General features: G+C 62.6%; 15 protein-coding genes, 2 pseudogenes and 1 riboswitch. Of the genes and pseudogenes, 9 read left to right on the top strand and 8 right to left on the bottom strand.

The features are described 5' to 3' along the window. Window positions 1-2 precede the first annotated feature (2 nt). Entirely contained in the window at window positions 3-1,838 is a 1,836-nt protein-coding gene (gene asnB, locus OSW16_RS13985; protein ID WP_267816002.1) for an asparagine synthase (glutamine-hydrolyzing), read from the top strand. Here the strand turns inward: asnB and OSW16_RS13980 are convergent. Then, entirely contained in the window at window positions 1,827-2,798 is a 972-nt protein-coding gene (locus tag OSW16_RS13980) for a LysR family transcriptional regulator (RefSeq protein ID WP_241803453.1), read from the bottom strand. The two genes, asnB and OSW16_RS13980, sit on opposite strands and share 12 nt — an antisense overlap. 270 nt (window positions 2,799-3,068) lie before the next feature. On the opposite strand from OSW16_RS13980, the pseudogene OSW16_RS13975 reads away from it, so the two are divergent. Beyond that, a pseudogene (locus OSW16_RS13975) lies at window positions 3,069-3,641 on the top strand (SDR family NAD(P)-dependent oxidoreductase); the annotation flags it as partial. A gap of 42 nt (window positions 3,642-3,683) precedes the next feature. Further along, window positions 3,684-4,793 (top strand): SMP-30/gluconolactonase/LRE family protein, encoded by a 1,110-nt coding sequence (locus tag OSW16_RS13970; protein ID WP_418942187.1) that lies wholly within the window; start codon window positions 3,684-3,686, stop codon window positions 4,791-4,793. On the opposite strand, the gene OSW16_RS13965 is transcribed toward OSW16_RS13970, so the two are convergent. Both OSW16_RS13965 and OSW16_RS13960 read right to left on the bottom strand, forming a co-directional pair. Continuing rightward, on the bottom strand, window positions 4,783-5,733 hold the full coding sequence (locus OSW16_RS13965) for a site-specific integrase (RefSeq protein ID WP_241803452.1): 951 nt from the start codon (window positions 5,731-5,733) through the stop codon (window positions 4,783-4,785). The genes OSW16_RS13970 and OSW16_RS13965 overlap by 11 nt on opposite strands. A 90-nt stretch (window positions 5,734-5,823) precedes the next feature. Continuing rightward, window positions 5,824-8,149: pseudogene (locus tag OSW16_RS13960) on the bottom strand (putative bifunctional diguanylate cyclase/phosphodiesterase). Window positions 8,150-8,333: 184 nt separating this feature from the next. Further along, a riboswitch (TPP riboswitch) is annotated at window positions 8,334-8,447 on the top strand. Window positions 8,448-8,525: 78 nt separating this feature from the next. Between OSW16_RS13960 and OSW16_RS13955 the strand changes: the two are divergent. From OSW16_RS13955 to OSW16_RS13945, 3 genes are all read left to right on the top strand, one after another. After that, window positions 8,526-9,173, top strand: a complete 648-nt coding sequence (locus OSW16_RS13955; RefSeq protein ID WP_267815999.1) for a TenA family protein — start codon at window positions 8,526-8,528, stop codon at window positions 9,171-9,173. A gap of 2 nt (window positions 9,174-9,175) precedes the next feature. After that, window positions 9,176-9,835, top strand: a complete 660-nt coding sequence (gene tenA, locus OSW16_RS13950; protein ID WP_267815997.1) for a thiaminase II — start codon at window positions 9,176-9,178, stop codon at window positions 9,833-9,835. A 215-nt stretch (window positions 9,836-10,050) separates the two neighbouring features. Next, on the top strand, window positions 10,051-11,799 hold the full coding sequence (locus OSW16_RS13945) for a BCCT family transporter (RefSeq protein ID WP_267815994.1): 1,749 nt from the start codon (window positions 10,051-10,053) through the stop codon (window positions 11,797-11,799). Between the two features lie 23 nt (window positions 11,800-11,822). Here OSW16_RS13945 and OSW16_RS13940 read toward each other — a convergent pair whose 3' ends face one another. From OSW16_RS13940 to OSW16_RS13930, 3 genes are all read right to left on the bottom strand, one after another. Next, entirely contained in the window at window positions 11,823-12,773 is a 951-nt protein-coding gene (locus OSW16_RS13940) for an ornithine cyclodeaminase family protein (protein WP_267815992.1), read from the bottom strand. Further along, complete coding sequence (locus OSW16_RS13935; protein ID WP_267815990.1) at window positions 12,770-13,747, bottom strand: threonine/serine dehydratase; 978 nt, start codon at window positions 13,745-13,747, stop codon at window positions 12,770-12,772. Before OSW16_RS13935 ends, OSW16_RS13940 begins: the two co-directional genes overlap by 4 nt. A 73-nt stretch (window positions 13,748-13,820) precedes the next feature. Further along, entirely contained in the window at window positions 13,821-14,438 is a 618-nt protein-coding gene (locus OSW16_RS13930; protein WP_267823966.1) for a helix-turn-helix transcriptional regulator, read from the bottom strand. A 277-nt stretch (window positions 14,439-14,715) separates the two neighbouring features. Here OSW16_RS13930 and OSW16_RS13925 point away from each other — a divergent pair, with 277 nt between their 5' ends. Beyond that, on the top strand, window positions 14,716-15,693 hold the full coding sequence (locus OSW16_RS13925) for a DNA-binding protein (protein ID WP_267815988.1): 978 nt from the start codon (window positions 14,716-14,718) through the stop codon (window positions 15,691-15,693). Between the two features lie 67 nt (window positions 15,694-15,760). Here OSW16_RS13925 and OSW16_RS13920 read toward each other — a convergent pair whose 3' ends face one another. Together OSW16_RS13920 and OSW16_RS13915 are read right to left on the bottom strand one after the other, a co-directional pair. After that, window positions 15,761-16,012, bottom strand: coding sequence for a hypothetical protein (locus OSW16_RS13920; RefSeq protein ID WP_241803444.1), 252 nt, complete (start codon window positions 16,010-16,012; stop codon window positions 15,761-15,763). A 13-nt stretch (window positions 16,013-16,025) separates the two neighbouring features. Then, the gene (locus OSW16_RS13915) at window positions 16,026-16,526 is read right to left on the bottom strand and encodes a DUF4142 domain-containing protein (protein ID WP_241803443.1); all 501 of its coding nucleotides are present in this window, start codon (window positions 16,524-16,526) and stop codon (window positions 16,026-16,028) included. Window positions 16,527-16,708: 182 nt separating this feature from the next. On the opposite strand from OSW16_RS13915, the gene OSW16_RS13910 reads away from it, so the two are divergent. Continuing rightward, window positions 16,709-16,951, top strand: a complete 243-nt coding sequence (locus OSW16_RS13910; protein WP_241803442.1) for a hypothetical protein — start codon at window positions 16,709-16,711, stop codon at window positions 16,949-16,951. Beyond that, complete coding sequence (gene xth, locus OSW16_RS13905; RefSeq protein WP_267815985.1) at window positions 16,948-17,742, top strand: exodeoxyribonuclease III; 795 nt, start codon at window positions 16,948-16,950, stop codon at window positions 17,740-17,742. Before OSW16_RS13910 ends, xth begins: the two co-directional genes overlap by 4 nt. Window positions 17,743-17,760 lie beyond the last annotated feature (18 nt).

Here is a 17,760-nt window from a genome sequence, read left to right as displayed (position 1 = left end):
GCATGTGCGGAATCACAGGCTGGGTGGACTACACCCGCAACCTGAGCCAGGCCGGCGAGATCATCGACGCCATGACCGATACCCTGGCACTGCGCGGGCCGGATGCCAGTGGCAGCTGGCGGCACCGCAATGCCCTGCTGGGCCACCGGCGGCTGGCGATCATCGACCTCAGCGGCGGCGTGCAGCCGATGACTTACCGCTGCGCCAGTGGCGAGGAAGTCGCGTTGATCTACACCGGCGAGGTCTACAACCACGACGCGCTGCGTGAGCGCCTGCGCCTGGCGGGCCACCAGTTCCAGACGCGCAGCGACACCGAAGTGGTGTTGCACGCTTATCTGGAATGGGGCGAACACTGCTGTGAGCACCTGAGCGGTATGTTCGCCTTCGCGGTGTTCGACGGGCGCGACGGCCACTTTTTGCTGGTGCGTGACCGGTTGGGGGTCAAGCCGCTGTACTACGCCCACCACCAGCAGGGGCTGCTGTTCGGTTCGGAAATCAAGGCAATCCTGGCGCACCCAGCGTTCGCCAGTGCGCTCGATGTGGTCGGCCTGGTGGACGCGCTGAGCCTCTCTCGCGGCACGGCGCGCACGGCCTTGCGCGGGGTCAGCGAACTGCCGCCAGGGCATCGCTTGTCCTGGCGGCCTAACGGGCGCGCCAAACTCAGCCGCTATTGGCAGTTGCAGCGCCGCGAACACCAGGATGACCTGCCCGGCACCGTGGCGCGCACCCGCGCGCTGCTCGGCAAAGCGCTGGGCGAGCAGTTGCATGCCGATGTGCCGGTCTGTTCGCTGCTCTCCGGGGGGCTGGACTCGACCATCCTCACGGCCATGGCGCAACAGCGCCTGACGGCAGCGCAGGGCGGCAGGGTCAATTCGTTTTCGGTGGATTTCGTTGGCCAGGCCGAGCAGTTCCAGAGCGACAGCTTTCGCCCGGAACGCGATCAGCCCTATGCACTGGCAGCTGCCGAACACATTGGCAGCCATCACCAGACCATCCTCATCGACAACGGCGAACTGGTGGCCGAGCCCGCGCGCAGCGCGGTGTACCGGGCCAATGATTCGGCGGCCACCTTTGGCGATGTCGACACCTCGTTGTATTTGCTGTTCAAGGCCATCGGCCGCCATTCGACAGTGGCCATTTCCGGGGAAGCAGCAGACGAAGTGTTTGGCGGCTACGCCTGGTTCCGCGACCCGCAGGTACTGGCGGCGCAGCGCTTTCCTTGGCTTTCGCGCATGCAGTTGCTGCAGCCTGAGCTGATCAACCCGGACTTCAACCGGCTGTGTGACTTTGCCAGTTACCAGGACGGGTGCTATCACCAGGCGCTGGACAGCGTCGAGCACTTGCCCGGCGACAGCCCGCAAGAGCGGCGCATGCGTGAGATCTGTCACATGCACCTGCAGCGCTGGCTGCCAATTCTGCTCGACCGCAAGGACCGCCTGAGCATGGCCGCCAGCCTGGAGGTGCGTGTTCCGTTCACCGATCATGAGCTGGTCGAGTACATTTACAACGTCCCGTGGTCGATCAAAGGTAAAGACGGTGTGGAGAAGTGGCTGCTCAAGCAGGCCTGCGTCGATATCCTGCCACCGGCCGTGCTGCAGCGGCGCAAGAGCCCTTATCCGACATCGGCCAACCTGGGCTACGAACGATTCCTGCGTGAGCGGGCCAGTCGCCTGCTTGGGCGGGCGGACAGCCCGGTGTTCCAGGTGATCGACCATGGTCGACTAGGCGCTGAGCTGCATCAGCCCGAGGGCTATTTCAACACGCAGTTGCGCCGTAACAACCTTGAGACCGCTCTGGCACTGGATGCCTGGCTGCGCGAATACCGCTTAGCGGTGTGATTCGCGCTTGTCGCTGCCATCCAGAATGAACGGTTGCTGGATGGTGTCGACGAATCGACGAGGGGCCCCCAGGTCGAGCATCGATATGAAACTGCCCAAGGCTGGGGAGGCGTTCTGGATGTTCCAGTTCATGTACAGCCCCATGGTCGGCGTGGGCTGGTCCTTGATCGGCCGGATAGGGCGAAACTGCACGCGCTCGCGCAGCGTCGAGTAGGCGATCGATTCAGGCACCAGGGCAACCCCGAAGCCGCACGCCACCAGCCCGATCAGGGTGTGGATCTGCGCCGCTTCCTGCACCACTTTAGGGTAGAAACCTGCCGATTCGCACAGCGCGATCAGCTGGCTGTGGTAGCCGCTGCCAAGCGCTTGCGGGGTGAAGACGAAATCCTCTTCGGCAAAATCGCGCAGGTCGACCACAGGCTGATGCACCTTGGCGTGGCTGGCGGGCAGCGCCATGACGATCTGCTCGTTGAGCAGCAATCTGGATTCGATGGTGTCTGGGGGCATCGGCAGCTTGCGCATGAAACCGATGTCCGCTTCACCGGCCATCAACGCCTTGGCCTGGGAGGCTGACGGCATTTCGCGAATGGTAAGCCGCACGTTCGGGTAGGTTTCGCGAAATTTCTTCAGGGTATTGAGCAGCGACTCGTAGTAAGCGATGGAGATGGCGGTGATGGTCAGCTTGCCGCAGATGCCCTCGGACACGTTACGGGCGTATTCGATGCCTTGCTCCAGCTCCTTGAGGGTACGGTAGGCGGTTTCCAGGAAGGCCATGCCTGCGGCGGTGAGCTTGACCCCGCGCTTGTTACGCAGGAACAGGCTGAAGCCCAGCTTCTCTTCGAGCCGGTTGATCGCCTGGCTCAGGGGTGGCTGTGCCATGTGCAGGCGAATGGCTGCCTTGTGAAAGTGCAGCTCCTCGGCCACGGCAATGAACTGCCTGAGCAAACGTGTCTCGATCATTCTACGTTCCTTCATCGAGTCGAACGGGGGCCGGGAAAGCGTTCACCGGCGGCCGACCCTGCAAGGCGGCCATGATAGTGCGTGGCATCGCGGCGACAAAGCCTCTGCTGTAAACGGCTGATCCGGGGCCTGAGGTTGCAGGTCGGGGTGCATCGGAAGATGGCGGGTCTCAGGTGATATCCAGCAGATATCAAAGTTGCATGCTTTTAATATTAAGTCATTGATTTTTTTATTGTTATCGTAAAAAAGGAGAATCGGAAGGGCGCTACAATGCCAAGCACAGACCCATTCAAAGATAAAGTCGCCATCGTCACCGGTGCCGCCCAGGGCCTGGGCCTGGATTACGCCATGGCGCTGGCCGCGCGGGGAGCGCGGGTAGTCATCAGCGACCTGGGCACTGACCGCTCGGGTGAAGGACAGAACCCGGCGGCGGTCAGCGTCGCGCTCGAAACGCTGCGGGGGCAGGGTTTCGAGGTGGTCGCTCATGCCGGCCACCTGGAAAACGAAGACGATTGCCGCGAACTGGTGGAACTGGCCATCGCGCATTTCGGCGCGCTGGATATCCTCATTCACAACGCTGGTTGGGTCGATTACCAAGGCATCGAGACCCAGGAGCAGGCATTTCTTGATCGCGCCCTGGGCATCAGCGTGCACGCCCCGGTATGGCTGGCCAAGCATGCCTGGAAGCACCTCAAGCAAGCCGAGGCACCGCGCATAGTGCTCACCACCTCGGACCGCGCCATGTATCAGCGCTATGCCCAGCCAGGCCTGGTCGCCTACTCGGCGGGCAAGATGGCCCAGGTGGGCATCATGAACGCATTGAGCATGGAAGGGTTGGAACACGGCATTCTGGTCAATGCGGTCTCGCCGGTGGCCAAAACCAGGATGTGGGGCGTGACCCAGCCACCGGAAGAACTCAAGCCGCAATGGGTGACACCGGGCGTTCTGTACCTGGCCAGCCCGCTTTGCCGGGATACCGGGTACATCCTGCGGGCCAGCAATGGCCAGTTCACCGCCACGCGTTTCAGCGAGAACAGCGGCGTGAGCTACCCGCGTGACCTGGCGCGCGTCGAGGCTTCCAGCCTGGGCGAAGTGGCCGAACGCTGGAGCCTCATCAAGGAATGCCACTACGTGCCGACCAAGGTCGCCAACACCCGGGCCGACCTGGGTGAAAGCCCTGTGTGGGATGCGCGCACCGGCGCGTTGTATTTCGTCGATATCACCGGCGGGCGGATTCACCGGCTGCTAGCGGATGGCGAAGTCGAGACCCTCTATGAATCCGCTGCCCGTATCGGTGCCTTGGCACTGACCGACCAAGGCAACCTGATATTCACCGAAGATGCCAGCGTTGCCATTCTGGATATGTCGACTTGCAAGGTGCGCCAGTACTCGGCGCCTGTGCATCACCGCCCGAGCTACCGCTTCAACGACGGCGCCTGCGACCCGCAAGGGCGCTTCGTCACCGGGCTGATGGACGAGGGCCCGAGCGGCAAGACCGGCGCGCTGCTGCGCTTTGACGGGGAACTGCACGATGTGGTGATCCATGACGGCATGGCGTTGCCCAATGGCATTACCTGGTCCGCCGATGGCAATACCGTTTTCTTCGTCGACTCCGCTGCTCGCTCGATCTACCGCGCCGCGTATCTGCCCGAAGGGCGGCTGGAGCAGGTCAGCCTGTTTGCCGAGACGCCTGCCGAACTGGGGCGCCCTGACGGCATCGCCCTGGATCGTGAAGGTGGGTTATGGGTGTGTCAGTTCAATGGCAGCTGCCTGCTGCGCTATGACCGCGACGGCCATTTGACCGAACAGGTGGTGATGCCAGTGCCGCGCCCAACCAGTTGCTGTTTCGGTGGCGACGGCATGAGCACGCTGTACATCACCACGGCTCGGGTCGGCATGTCGCCGACCGAGCTGCGGCATTACCCGGACGCTGGCGACCTGTATGCGATTCGCCCGGAAGCGGGCGGTGTTGCCCGCTACACGTTCACGGAATGAGCGCTTGCCCCTGGCTGGCCGGTAACACGGCCAGTTCGCCAAACCGCTGGCCCGAGTCGATATAGCGCAACGCCGATTTGGCATCCTTCCAGCCCACGTAACTCATCAGCGACTTCAGCTCCCAGCCGTTGGCCGTGGCCCAGGTGGCAAAACCACGGCGCAGGGAATGGCCGGTGTACAGCGCCGCCGGCACGCCGGCCCGTTCGAGCATGCGCCGCAACAGGCCGACCAGGCTGTTGCTGTTGAGCGCTGTGTCGCCCAGGTTGCCCCAGCGGTCGAGCTTGCGAAACACCGGGCCGTGGGCGATGCCCGCCACTTCGAGCCACTGCAGGTAGGCTGCGACAGGGCACAGCGCCTTCAGGGCCGGGGTGCGATGTTGTACGCCAAGCGCTTCACGGTCACCTTTGCTGCGTGGCAGGAACAGGCTGATACCCACGCCGGCCTCGGCCTGGATGTGCTCCACCCGCAGGCGCGCCAGTTCGTCACCGCGAAACCCACGCCAGAAACCCAGCAACAATAGTGCAGTGTCACGCCGGGCGCGGCGCAGTGCTGGCAGGTCATGCTGCTCGCGGGCCAGCCTGGCCTCTTGTTCAAAACGCTCGACAGCCGTTTGCAGGTGCTGCAACAGCAGCGGGGCGGCCTGTTTCGGCGGTGTCGGGTGCAAGGTGCGGATGCCGCGCAGCACCTGGCGCACCAGCGGGGCCTTGGTCGGGTCGGGGAAGCCTTGGCTGATGTGCCATTGGCTGAGGGCCGCAAGGCGTTGGCGCAGGGTGCTGACCGCATGCTGCCCGGCGTGATCGGCCAGGTAGCGGGCGATGCTGTCGGCAGTGGCCGGGAGGAACCCGCCCCAGTGGGCTTCGAAATGCTCGATGGCAGCCTGGTAACTGCGCCGGGTGTTGTCGCGGGTGGCGGCGCGGACGTAGCGCTCTATGTCGGTCATGTGAGGGTGGTGTCAGCGTGTGTTGCCACCACAATAAACCCTAACGTCTGGTCTGTCCCGGCTCTTTGACGGGTGCGCCCGCCCAAGGCTTCAGAGCACGCATGGCTTTTCCTCGATGCCGTTGAAGGGCGGGTACTCACGCAATTGCGCCGGCGACAAGGGGCGGCTGAAGTGGTAGCCCTGGGCAATATCGCAGCCGGCAAGTTTCAGGCACACCACCTGCTCGCGCGTTTCGACCCCTTCGGCCACCACCTCCAGCCCCAGGCGCTTGGCCAGGATGATGGTCGAGGAGACGATCGGGCTGTCGTCGTGGCTGTTGCACAGCGGTGCGATCAGCGACCGGTCGATCTTGAGCTTGCTCAACGGCAGTGACTGCAAGTGGGCGAAGCCGGCGTAGCCACGCCCGAAGTCGTCGAGGCTGATGCCCAGGCCGGCCGCGCGCAGGCGGTGCAGATGCTCAACCGCCGTCCCTTCCGGGTCCAGAATGGTGGTTTCGGTGATTTCCAGCTCCAGCCGCTGCGGGCTGATGCCGTACAGCTGCAACTTCGCCAGCAGGCGGGTGCTGAAGTCGGCCTGGCGCAGCTGCAATGCCGATACATTCACCGCCAGGCGGTTGTCGCGGCCCTGCAGATCCCAACGTGCCAGCTCCTCGCAGGCCAGGCGCAGCACTTCCCAGCCCAGCTCGATGATGAAACCGCTACGCTCGGCCAGGCCGATGAAGCGGTCGGGGTAGAGCAGGCCGAACTCTGGGTGGTCCCAGCGCACCAAGGCTTCATAGCCCAGCACGCGTTGGGTATCCAGGCGAATCTGCGGTTGGTAGTGCAGTACGAACTGACGTTCGGCCAGGGCACTGCCAAAGGCTTGTTCAAGGGTGAAGGCGTGGATGTCGGAAAGATTCAGCGAGGGGTCGAAGAAACGGTACTGGGCACGCCCGGCCTGCTTGGCCGAATACATGGCTGCATCGGCGCAGCGGATCAGGCTGTCGATGTCCTGGCCGTCGCGTGGGCAGATGCTGATGCCGACACTGGGGCTGGTATTGACCTCCTGGCCGTCGAGGGAGTAAGTGGCCGAGAGTTTCTGCACCAGTTCGCGCACCCAGGTATCGATCTGTTCTTCACTGCGTTCGCCGGCCAGCAGTACCACGAACTCATCACCGCCGAAGCGCGAGGCTTCGTCGCCTTGCTCAAGCAGGCGCTGAATGCGCCCGGCCACGGCTTGCAGCAGCAAGTCGCCGATCTTGTGCCCGAGCGAATCATTGATCGACTTGAAGCGGTCCATGTCGATGAAGGATCGCCATCAGCCGGCGCTTGCCGCGTTGGCGGGTCAGCGCAAGGCCCGCCACCTCGACGAACTGGCGGCGGTTGTGCAGCCCGCTGAGGTGGTCGGTGGCGGCGGCGTGGCTGCTGCGCCGGTGCGCATCTTCCAGGCGCCCGATCAATTGCTGGTTGACCTGTTGCGCATGCTCAAGGGCGCTGAAAGCCTCTTGACGCTTGTGCAGCAGGCGCAAGGTCCAGACCAGGCTGGCAAGGATCATCACCGTCATGCTCCAGTTCAACCAGAACTGGCGTGAATACGCCAGGGCAGTGGGGGCGAGGATTTCGTCGATGCGCTGGCTGACGATGATGCTGAACCCGCGCTCGTCGATGCGCCGGTACAGGCTCTGGTAGGGCTGGCCGGATGCATATTGGATGAGCAGCCCCGACTCGCTGGCAGATGCCGGCAAACCGGGTTCGAAATCGACATCGGCCATGACCACGCCGCGGGGATCGATACGCAGGCGCTCCTGGCCGTCGTCCTGCAGCAGGCGCATGAGGCCGGTGGTGCCCAGGTCAATGTGCTGGAACAGCACCGCGAGGTAGCCGATATCGAGCTGCACCACCAGGATCTTGTCGATCTCCCGGCCTGGCAGGCTGGTCAGCGGCAAGAGGAAGGGCAAGCGCCAGGTGGGCAGGGCCGAAGGGCTGAGGCCCGGGTCCACACGCGGCATGAAGGGTTTGAAACCGTAGTGCGCGACATGCAGTTTCAACTGCTGCAGCCAGCCGTCCGGCAGCGCCGCCACTTCATTGACGTGGCTGGCTGACAACAGCTTGCCATTTCGGTCGTACAGGCCCATGCGTTTGAACACCGGGTCCTCGGCAAGCAGCCGCGCCAGGCTCAGGCTGCCTTGGGGTAGCGCCTCCATGTCGTCCTGAGTGACGCGGCCCACAGCCTGGGCACGATCAACCAGCTGGCGCAGGCTCTCAGCGACGATGCGGGCGAGGTTCTGGTGCTCGGCTGCCTTGGCCATCAGCGCATCCTGGCGCGCGGCGGCCTTCTGGCTGAAGTGCACCCCCCAAAGGAAGGTGAGGGTGGCGGCACAGAGCATCAGGATCAATAGGCGCAGCAGGCCTGCTGACGAGAGAAAACGGCGTATCACGGCTGGTATTCCCGACCCTGGGTGAAGGTCGGAAAATACGACAATAAGATGACAGGCTAATGACTGGTGGCTATTTGCTTCTACGCTGTCTCTTTTGCTGCCAAGGCCCTTGAAGGTGCAGCTGTCGCGGGCTGCTCGGGGTGATCTGCTCCGTGACAAAGGCCCCGGAGGTGCTGTATACCTTCACGCCACCAAGGGGAGCCCGGCAACGGGCTGAGAAACCGCTGGCACTGCAGCGCGGTGACCCTTAGAACCTGATCCGGATCATGCCGGCGAAGGGATGGGACTGCCAACCTGCCTTTTTGCCGGCCTCATTGCGAGGCCGCCCCATGCGCCACCGTCAAGGCCTCGCTGTCACCCTAGGGAGGGCAGCACCATGAACGAACCTTTCACCCACGCCTTGCGCCGCCAGAACGAACCGACCTGGTCGGCTGCAGTCGGCCACCGCTTCGTCACGGAACTGTGCAACGGTAGCGTGGCGGACCCGATCATGGTCCGCTACCTGGTGCAGGACCACCGTTTTCTCGACAGTTTCCTGACCTTGCTCGGCGCCGCCATCGCCACAGCCGACACCTTCGAGGCGCGCCTGCGGTTCGGCCGCTTTGCCGGGATGATCAGCAGCGATGAAAACACCTATTTCCTGCGCGCTTTCCAGGCGCTGGACGTGAGCCCGCAGCAACGCACCGAACCCAAGGACACGCTGCCGACCCAAGGTTTCAAGGCCATCATGCGCGAAGCCGCCGCGACCCGCTCCTACGCGGCGGCGCTGGCAGTGCTCAACGTTGCCGAAGGCCTGTACCTGGACTGGGCGCTCAAGGCACCGAAACCCTTGCCGGAAAACTTCGTCCATGCCGAGTGGATCACCCTGCATGACAACGCGGCATTCCAAGCGTTTGTCGCCTTCCTGCAGGCCGAACTGGACCGCGTAGGCCCGCAGGAGCCGGCACTGGCGAGTGACTTCTACCAGCGCACCGTGGCGCTGGAACTGGCCTTCTTCGACGCCATCTACGATCAGGAGGCCTGAGCATGGATATCTTCGAGCGCCTGAAAGCGGCCAGCGCCCCCCAGTGGTCGAGCTATGTGGAGCATGATTTCGTTCGGCAGATGGGTGAGGGCACCTTGAGCGAAGCAGCGTTCCGGACTTACCTGGTGCAGGATTACCTGTTCCTCATCCAGTTCGCCCGTGCCTGGGCGCTTGCCGCTTATAAAAGCAGGCTGCCGGCCGACATCCGCGCGGCACAAGCTGGCCTGGCGGCAATCCTTGACGAAACCGAGCTGCACTTGCGCCTGTGCGCCCGTTGGGGCTTGTCGCAGGCCGATATCCAGGCCGCGCCGGAGCACCAGGCCACGGTCGCCTACACCCGTTACGTGCTCGACTGCGGCGCTGCCGGCGACCTGCTCGAACTGCATGTGGCCTTGGCGCCGTGCGTGATCGGCTATGCCGAGATAGGCCGCACCCTCGCGGCGCACATCGGTGACCTCAGTGCTCATCCTTACCGAGAGTGGATTGCCGAATACGCCGGGGAGGGCTACCAGAGCGTGGCCTCTGCGGCACGCAAGCACCTCGATGAGCTGGCCGCACGCAGCATGACCGAGCAGCGGTTCGTGGAGCTGGCGGCGATTTTTGGCCAGGCGTCGAGGCTGGAGGCGGACTTCTGGCAAATGGGGTTGGATGGGGCTGCCTGAGCCCGTTCAGATTCTGTGCCGGTTACATCGGGGTTTGCATGATGTGACCGGTTGGTCGTTCAGAGGATGGGCCAGGACGGTCCTGGAATAGGGGCTGCTGTTTCGCTCACAGGATAATCGCGGGGCCTCCAGCGCGGCCGCCCCCGGTTTTTGCGCAGGCATCGCTAGCAATTACAACAACAAAAGCCTGCAGCAAAACTGAAAAGGGCCCATCGATGGCAACGCAAGAGCACGTTGAAACACCGCCGCTAGGCGTCACCGACCCGTCCAAGACTGCCGAGGCCAGGCAGGACCGCCACCTTGAAGGCAAGCTCGACTGGGCGGTGTTCGGCTTCACCAGCCTGCTGGCAATGGCTTTCATCACCTGGGGTGTCGTCAACCAGGCCAGCCTCGCTGCAAGCGCAACCTCTGCGCAATCCTGGGTCATCGTCAACTTTGGCTGGTTCTTCGTGCTGACCTCCACCGTGTTCGTGATCTTCGTGCTGTGGTTGGCCGCCAGCCGCTACGGCAGAATCCCGCTGGGGCGCGATGGCGAAGCACCGGAGTTTCGCACGGTGTCCTGGGTTGCCATGATGTTCAGTGCGGGCATGGGCATCGGCCTGATGTTCTTCGGGGTCGCCGAGCCGCTGTCGCACTACATTTCACCACCGCCCGGCACTGCCGCAGGCCAATCGGACGAAGCACTGCAGGTGGCGATGGCGACCACGCTGTTTCACTGGTCGCTGCACCCCTGGGCAATGTACGCCATCGTCGGCCTGGCAATCGCCTACGGCACGTTCCGCCGCGGCCGTTCGCAGTTGATTTCCACCGCGTTCCGGCCCCTGATCGGCAAGCACGCCAACGGCCCTGTCGGCCGCATGATCGACATGATGGCGATCTTCGCCACCCTGTTCGGTTCAGCGGCCTCGCTGGGGCTCGGCGCCCTGCAGATTGCCGGTGGGTTGGAATACAACGGCTGGATCGAGCACCCCGGCAAGCTGTTCTACATCGCCATCATCACCTTGCTGACCATTGCCTTCGTTGCTTCGGCCGTGTCTGGCATCGGTAAGGGGATCCAGTGGCTGTCCAATATCAACATGGTGCTGGCATTGGCGCTGGCGCTGTTCGTCTTCCTGGTGGGGCCGACGCTGTTGATGCTCAACCTGTTGCCCACGTCGATCGGTGTCTACATCAAGATGTTGCCCGAGATGATGGCGCGCACCAGCGCCAGTGGGGGGGATGCGATGGACGCCTGGCTGGCCGGCTGGACCGTGTTCTACTGGGCCTGGTGGATTTCCTGGACACCTTTTGTGGGTATGTTCATCGCCCGCATCAGCCGCGGCCGCAGCATCCGCCAGTTCGTCAGCGGCGTGTTGCTGGTGCCGGGGCTGGTCAGCCTGGTGTGGTTCAGCATTTTTGGCGGCGCCGGCATCGATGCCCTGCGCGAAGGCAGCTTCGTCCTTATCGACGGTGCGGTGAACAGCAACCATGCCCTGTATCAGTTGCTCGACAGCTACCCATGGGCCGCGGCGACTTCGGTGCTGGTCATGCTCCTGGTGGCGATCTTCTTCGTCTCCGGGGCAGATGCGGCGTCGCTTGTGATGGGTACCTTATCCGAACACGGCACCACGCAACCCTCGCGTGCGACAGTGATTTTCTGGGGGGCACTGACTGGCACAGTCGCGGCCATCATGCTTGCGTTGGGCGACCCGGGTAACCCCGGCGAGGCGCTTACCGGCCTGCAGAACCTGACGATTGTCGTGGCGTTGCCATTTGTGGTGGTGATGGTGCTGTTGTGCCTGGCGTTGTACCGCGACCTGCGCAAGGACCCGATGATGCTGCGCCATCTGCGCGGCAGCGAGCTGATCGAAAAAGCGGTGCTGTACGGCGCGGTCAAGCACGGCGAGGAGTTCTACATCGTGGTGCAGGAGAAGAAACCCTCGTTCAAACCGGCCCCCGGCAAAGCCCGGGTGACAGAGCCTTGATCGACCGGGCGCGGCAGCGCCCGTCAACCGGCGGTGAGCGATGCCAACACGCAGCTTGCGATCTGGGCGTCCTGCACGGCCACCCCGGTCAGGTCGGCCAGCGTGATCTGGGCGTCATGCTCACGGCCGGTGGCGCGGCCCTCGAGTAGGGCACCAAGCTCGGCCAGTTGCTGTTCGCCGATCAGGCCGGCCTTCAGCGCATGGGAGACTTCGCCGTACTGGCTGCACTGGTAGAGGGAGTCGACGATGATACGGTCGGCACATGCCACCAGCGCAGGATCGAGCTCCTGCTTGCCCGGCGCATCGGCGCCAACGGCGGTGATATGGGTGCCAGGTTGCACCCATTCACGCTGCAGCAGTGGTTCGCGGGAAGGTGTCGTGCAGACGATCAGGTTGGCGGCGTGTGCAACCTCTGCAGCGTCACGGGTTACCCGCACTTCATAGCCCAGAGCTTCAGCAAAGGTTTTGTAGGCTGCCAGTTCCCCATCACTGCGCCCCCACACCACTACGCTGCGGCAGGACGTAACTGCACCCAGTTGCTGCAACTGCATGCGCGCCTGGGTGCCGGTGCCCAGAATACCGATCGCTCTCACATTTGCTGGTGCCAACAGGCGGGCGACGATGCGCCCGGCCAGCGCGGTGCGGATGCAGGTCAGCCAGCCCTCATCCTGCAACAAGGCAAGAGGCTGCCCGGTGCTGGCCGAGGCCACCAGCATCAAGCCATCATTGCTTGGCAGGCCCTTTGACGGATTGTCGTAAAAGCCAGTCGACAGTTTGACCGTGAACGTGTCGCTGCCCTCGATATAGGCAGCCTTGATGCAGCAGTCGCCATTGGCCTGCGCAAAAGTGAATGCCTGTACCGGTGGCACCTGGGCCTTGCCTTGGGAGAAGGCGATGAAACCGTGCTCCAGCCATTGCACTGCCTGCTCCACATCGAGCCGGGAGGTGATCTGTTGCTTGCTGAAAATGTTCATCGAACGGCCTCGAGGAATTTATCCAGCACGATGTTGCGGCCGCAAATGACGACCGCGACGCGCTTGCCGCGGTATGCCTTGGCCAGCTTCTGCATGCCTGCCACCGCGACACCGGCAGCACCCTCGATGATCCAGCGCTCATGCGCGGCCACATCTCGCATCGCCGCCTTTATCTCTTCTTCACTCACAAGCACGGTACGCGACAGCAGCGCCTGGCAGAGCGGGAAAGTCACGCAGCCTGGCTCGACCCCGCCGGCCGTACCGTCGGAGATCGTCTGCTGCTCTTGCATGTCGATGATTTCCCCGGCTTCCAGCGAGCGCTGCAGGGTAGGGGCATTCGCTGGCCAGCAGCCAATGATGTCGATGCCTGGGTTGAGCGCTCGCAGTGCTGCGCCGATACCCGAAATCATCCCGCCGCCGCCGACTGCGACGAACACGGCGTCCAGGTCCGGTGCCTGTTCAAAGAGCTCCATCGCGATGGTGCCTTGGCCGGCGATCACTTCAAGGTCGTTGTAGGGCGAGACAAACGGCTTGCCCTGCAGGGCTGCTTGACGCCCCGCTTCAAGCTCCACGCCCAAAGGGTCCAGATCCAGGCTGACCACCTCGGCACCGAGCGCGCGAATTGCACCCAGCTTGTAAGCAGACGCCGAAGTGGTGGTATAGACGGTGACCGGCACCCCCATCACCTTGCCGGCAAGCGCGAGCGCTTGCCCATGGTTGCCAGAGGAGGCCGTGATGACGCCCAGTGCGCGCTGCTCGGCGGGCAGCAGGCGAAGCTTGTTACTGGCACCGCGGAATTTGAACGAGCCTGTGTGTTGCAGGTGCTCGCATTTCAGATACACGCTGCATTCGGTCATCGCCGAAAGCCCGGCGCTGAAGTTGAGCGGGGTGACACTCACCTCAGGGCGAAGTGCCTGGTGTGCATCTGCGATCGCTTGATACAGGGAAGACAGGTTGGGGGCATCGACAGGCATTGTGGCTACCGCTCGTATATGGACTGAGTGTCCACAATAGACACAATATCCATTGCGGACAAGCGCTAGTCATTCATTCAGCGGCCTGGCCCCTCAGTTCCTTGAGGTACTTGTAAACGGTCGCCCGGCCCATGCTCAGCACATTGGCCACATAGTCCGCCCCGCTGCGCCCCTCGAATGCCCCTTCGGCATGCAGGGCCTCAACCAACGTGCGCTTGTCTTTCATCTTCAGCGTACGCAGGGACAAATTGCGCGCCTTGAGCCAAGCGTGCAGGAAGGTATTGATCCGTTCCTGCCAGTCATCCTTGAACAGCGCATCGGGCTGCGGTACCAGGCGGCTGACCTGGAAAAATGCATCAAGCGCTTCACGTGCCTGTTCCAGCACAGAGAAGTTCAGGTTGATGCAGAGCAGGTACTGGGCTTCACCGTCCTGGTTGTACAGCACGGTGGTAATGGAACGGATCTTTTGACCATCCCAGTTGAGCTTCTCGTAAGGGCCGAGCTTGGCCGCGTTGCGGAAGTCGCCCAACTCCAGGTCCAGTGCCGAGTCATCGCCAACCTTGCGCCTGGAAAAGTTGTTGGCGATGTGGACGACCGTCTGACTCTGTACCTCGTGGACGATCACTTCGGCGTGGGGAAAGAGCAGCAGCGCAATGCTATCGGCGATTGCCTTGTAGTTTTCGATGTTCATCTTGAGCCGGGGTAGGTGCTTGATTGGGCGGGTAGCCATTTTGTCCATGGTGGACGCAAGCACGATTCAACTTCAAGGCATGGGCCAGAACTCTTTTCAGGGCCTTTCGTACTGCTTGTGCTACGCCAGGCGCTTCGAATCCCGCTCATACCGCCATCTCATGCGATAAGCCGTGATTATTGCACCTTAGAAATGGCTTGAGCTGAGGCATCAAAACCGCCAGAATCCGTACGTAAATACATGGTACGTACCATGACACGAAATCGTAGGAGCAAACATGGCCCGGGGTGGTATCAACAAGGCGGTAGTGCAGCAAGCAAGGCAAGTGCTGATTGCCCGGGGCGAGTACCCCAGCATCGATGCTGTACGTATCGAACTGGGTAACACGGGTTCGAAGACCACCATTCACCGATATCTCAAAGAGCTGGAAGGCCAGAAACCTGCGGCGCTTCAAGGCGCGCCAGCGCTGAGCGATACGCTGGCCAAGCTGGTGGCGCAGTTGGCCGAACAGCTGCAGGATGAGGCCGATGGGCGGATCGAGCAGATCGAAGCGGCCCACAACGAGCAAAAGGAGCAGTTGCAAGCGCAGCTACAACTGGCGCAGGAGGCCTTGGCCGCAGCGCATCAGCAACAGCAGATCCAGGCGGCGGCGCTGGCCGCCGAGTCGGAGCGGCTCAGCGCCACCCAGAGCACGCTGCAAGCCGAGCAGCTGCGGGGTGCCAGCCTGAACCAGGCGCTAGGTGAACTGCAGCTGCGTATAGCCGACAAGGATGAACAGGTGCGCTCGCTGGAAGAAAAGCATCAGCATGCCAGGGATGCCTTGGAGCATTACCGCAGCGCCAGCCGCGAACAGCGTGACCAGGACCAGCGCCGCCACGAGGCACAGGTGCAACAGTTGCAGCTCGAACTGCGCCAGCTTCAACAAGGCATGATCGTCAAGCAGGATGAACTGACCCGCCTGCACCGGGACAACGAGCGCCTGCTTGGCGAGCATCGCCAGGCCAGTAGCGAGCGCAAGGCGCTGGATGAACTGCTGGAGCAGCGTGATACACAGATTCAGGGCTTGCGCACGATCCTGGCGCAAGCGCAGGGCGCCAGTGACGAGATGCGCAGGCAATTGCAGGCACAGGGCCAAACCCTGGAAGAAAAACGTGGGCAATGTGCGGAGCAGGGCAGGCAGTTGCAGTTCCTGGAAGCTGAACTGCTCAGGCGCGACGAGGCGCTGAAGGCGCTGCGCGAGGGTGCCAGGCCGTGACGGGTACGTTGCGGGGGGGCGGAAAGCCAGCCCCCGCTACGCACCATTGAAAGGCTGGAAGGGTGACTTAGCCTTCCACCCGCTTCGCAGCCTCGACACCCGCTGCCGAGAGCTTGATCGGATAGCTGACGCTGAACTGCTGATTGCTGTCGACCGTTACGCTGCCATCGTGAATCAGCCCATGCTCCTGCAGCGTCTTGAGCGCATCGGCAACGGCATTTTCACCACGGTAATTATCCAGCACTTCCTTGCCCAAGCCCTGTGGGTGGGCGTGCAGCAGGCGCGTCAGGATTTCGCTGCGCAATGTATCGTTACTCATGTGTGTCCTCCGATCACTTGCCATGTTTGGCCTGAAGAGCCTTGGCCTCTTCCAGGTGTTTCTCGAGCGTTGGCAGCGTTTCGCTGGCGAAAGCCTTCAGCTCTGGTTTGTCAGACGAAGCGGCTTCTTTCTTGAACAGCTCCACGGTTTTTTCGTGGGCATCGACTTGGTTGTTGACGTAGGACTTGTCGAACGACTCCTCGCGCCATTCAAGGATCATTTTCTTCACCTTGTCGGTCAGCGCCGCCTCATCGGGCACGCTGATGTCCAGCTTGCGAGCGATGTCGCCGAGCTTCTGGTTGGCCTTGGTGTGATCGGTGACCACATGCTGGGCGAAGGTCTTGATGTCAGGGTTCTGGCTCTTTTCCAAAGCCAGATTGCCGGTGACCACCTCGGCGATTCCAGCTTCGGTAGCGGCATCGACGAAGTCATCGGAGGAAGCCGCCAGTGCCTGCAGCGACGCCATGCCCAGCACCAGCGACAAACCTGCGCGCTTGATGAACAGATTGCCCATGTTTCACTCCTTGCTATCGGTGGCGCGACCTCAGTGTCGCGTACGGTTGAGCCGGGGAAGTGGGCATAGGTTTAAATTTTTTTCAGGTTTTTGTCTGGGCGAGCCAGCACCGCGGCGCCACGGTTGAACGATACGCAGTGCTAGCGCTCACACATTCAAAGGTTGCCGCGAAGGAGCAGGGCATGAGCATAGAGCGCAGCATTCCCGAACTTGAGGCTTGGTACGCGCAATACGATGATGACAGTTACCGTCGCGAATCCCCGGATGCCTACCATCACGAATTACTGCGCACCGCCGAAGCGCTGCGTGATGACGGCGCCATCGACTGGGATGACTGGTTGGCCCTCAAGGCCCTGGCAGACGAGGCCCATGTGGGTGCGCTGCAGGCGGCGGTGCAGAGCCACGTGGATGACCCTGGCACATGAAGCCCTTGCGCATCGCCACCTTCAATATCAACGGCATCGGCAGCCGGCTACCGGCGCTGCTGGCTTGGTTGGAGCGGGAAAAGCCCGATATCGCCTGCCTTCAGGAGCTCAAGGCAGCTGACGCGAAGTTTCCCCGCGAGGCCCTGGAAGCTGCAGGTTATGGCTGCCTGTATAGGGGGCAGCCTTCGTGGAACGGGGTGGCAATCCTGGCGCGCGACAGCCAGCCGCTGGAAGTCCGGCGCGGCCTGCCAGGCATGGAGGATGACGACCAGAGCCGCTACCTGGAAGCAGCGGTACAGGGTGTGCTGATAGGTTGCCTGTACCTGCCAAATGGCAACCCGCAACCGGGGCCGAAGTTCGATTACAAACTGCGCTGGTTCCAATGCCTGGTCGAGCATGCGCGGGACTTGCTTGGGAGTGGCCACCCGACTGTTCTGGCCGGTGATTTCAACGTGGTGCCGACCGACTTCGATATCTACAACCCCAAATCCTGGCTCAAGGATGCCTTGCTCCAACCCGAGGCGCGCAATTGCTACCAGGCGTTGCTTGAGCAGGGCTGGACCGATGCCATTCGTCATCTGTACCCCGATGAGCGCATCTACACCTTCTGGGACTACTTCCGTAACCACTGGGCGCGCAACGCTGGCTTGCGTATCGATCACCTGTTGCTCAGCCCGGATATCGCCTCGCACCTCAAGGCCGGCGGCGTAGATGCGTGGGTGCGCAACGAGCCCAAGCCCAGCGACCATGCACCGGCATGGATCGAGTTGGGTGCGCGCAAACGGCAGTGATCTATAGTGACAGACGGC

Origin of the sequence: Pseudomonas putida (assembly GCF_026625125.1) — a bacterium.
Classification (GTDB): domain Bacteria; phylum Pseudomonadota; class Gammaproteobacteria; order Pseudomonadales; family Pseudomonadaceae; genus Aquipseudomonas; species Aquipseudomonas putida_X.
Note: the sequence above shows the minus strand (reverse complement) of the source record. Positions and strands in the feature narration are given on the sequence as shown.

Excerpts from the sequence above, each read along its gene's own strand:
- asnB (WP_267816002.1), top strand. The coding sequence starts at position 3 with ATGTGCGGAATCACAGGCTGGGTGGACTACACCCGCAACCTGAGCCAG.
- OSW16_RS13980 (WP_241803453.1), bottom strand. The coding sequence starts at position 2,798 with ATGATCGAGACACGTTTGCTCAGGCAGTTCATTGCCGTGGCCGAGGAG.
- OSW16_RS13970 (WP_418942187.1), top strand. The coding sequence starts at position 3,684 with ATGTGGGGCGTGACCCAGCCACCGGAAGAACTCAAGCCGCAATGGGTG.
- OSW16_RS13965 (WP_241803452.1), bottom strand. The coding sequence starts at position 5,733 with ATGACCGACATAGAGCGCTACGTCCGCGCCGCCACCCGCGACAACACC.
- OSW16_RS13955 (WP_267815999.1), top strand. The coding sequence starts at position 8,526 with ATGAACGAACCTTTCACCCACGCCTTGCGCCGCCAGAACGAACCGACC.
- tenA (WP_267815997.1), top strand. The coding sequence starts at position 9,176 with ATGGATATCTTCGAGCGCCTGAAAGCGGCCAGCGCCCCCCAGTGGTCG.
- OSW16_RS13945 (WP_267815994.1), top strand. The coding sequence starts at position 10,051 with ATGGCAACGCAAGAGCACGTTGAAACACCGCCGCTAGGCGTCACCGAC.
- OSW16_RS13940 (WP_267815992.1), bottom strand. The coding sequence starts at position 12,773 with ATGAACATTTTCAGCAAGCAACAGATCACCTCCCGGCTCGATGTGGAG.
- OSW16_RS13935 (WP_267815990.1), bottom strand. The coding sequence starts at position 13,747 with ATGCCTGTCGATGCCCCCAACCTGTCTTCCCTGTATCAAGCGATCGCA.
- OSW16_RS13930 (WP_267823966.1), bottom strand. The coding sequence starts at position 14,438 with ATGAACATCGAAAACTACAAGGCAATCGCCGATAGCATTGCGCTGCTG.
- OSW16_RS13925 (WP_267815988.1), top strand. The coding sequence starts at position 14,716 with ATGGCCCGGGGTGGTATCAACAAGGCGGTAGTGCAGCAAGCAAGGCAA.
- OSW16_RS13920 (WP_241803444.1), bottom strand. The coding sequence starts at position 16,012 with ATGAGTAACGATACATTGCGCAGCGAAATCCTGACGCGCCTGCTGCAC.
- OSW16_RS13915 (WP_241803443.1), bottom strand. The coding sequence starts at position 16,526 with ATGGGCAATCTGTTCATCAAGCGCGCAGGTTTGTCGCTGGTGCTGGGC.
- OSW16_RS13910 (WP_241803442.1), top strand. The coding sequence starts at position 16,709 with ATGAGCATAGAGCGCAGCATTCCCGAACTTGAGGCTTGGTACGCGCAA.
- xth (WP_267815985.1), top strand. The coding sequence starts at position 16,948 with ATGAAGCCCTTGCGCATCGCCACCTTCAATATCAACGGCATCGGCAGC.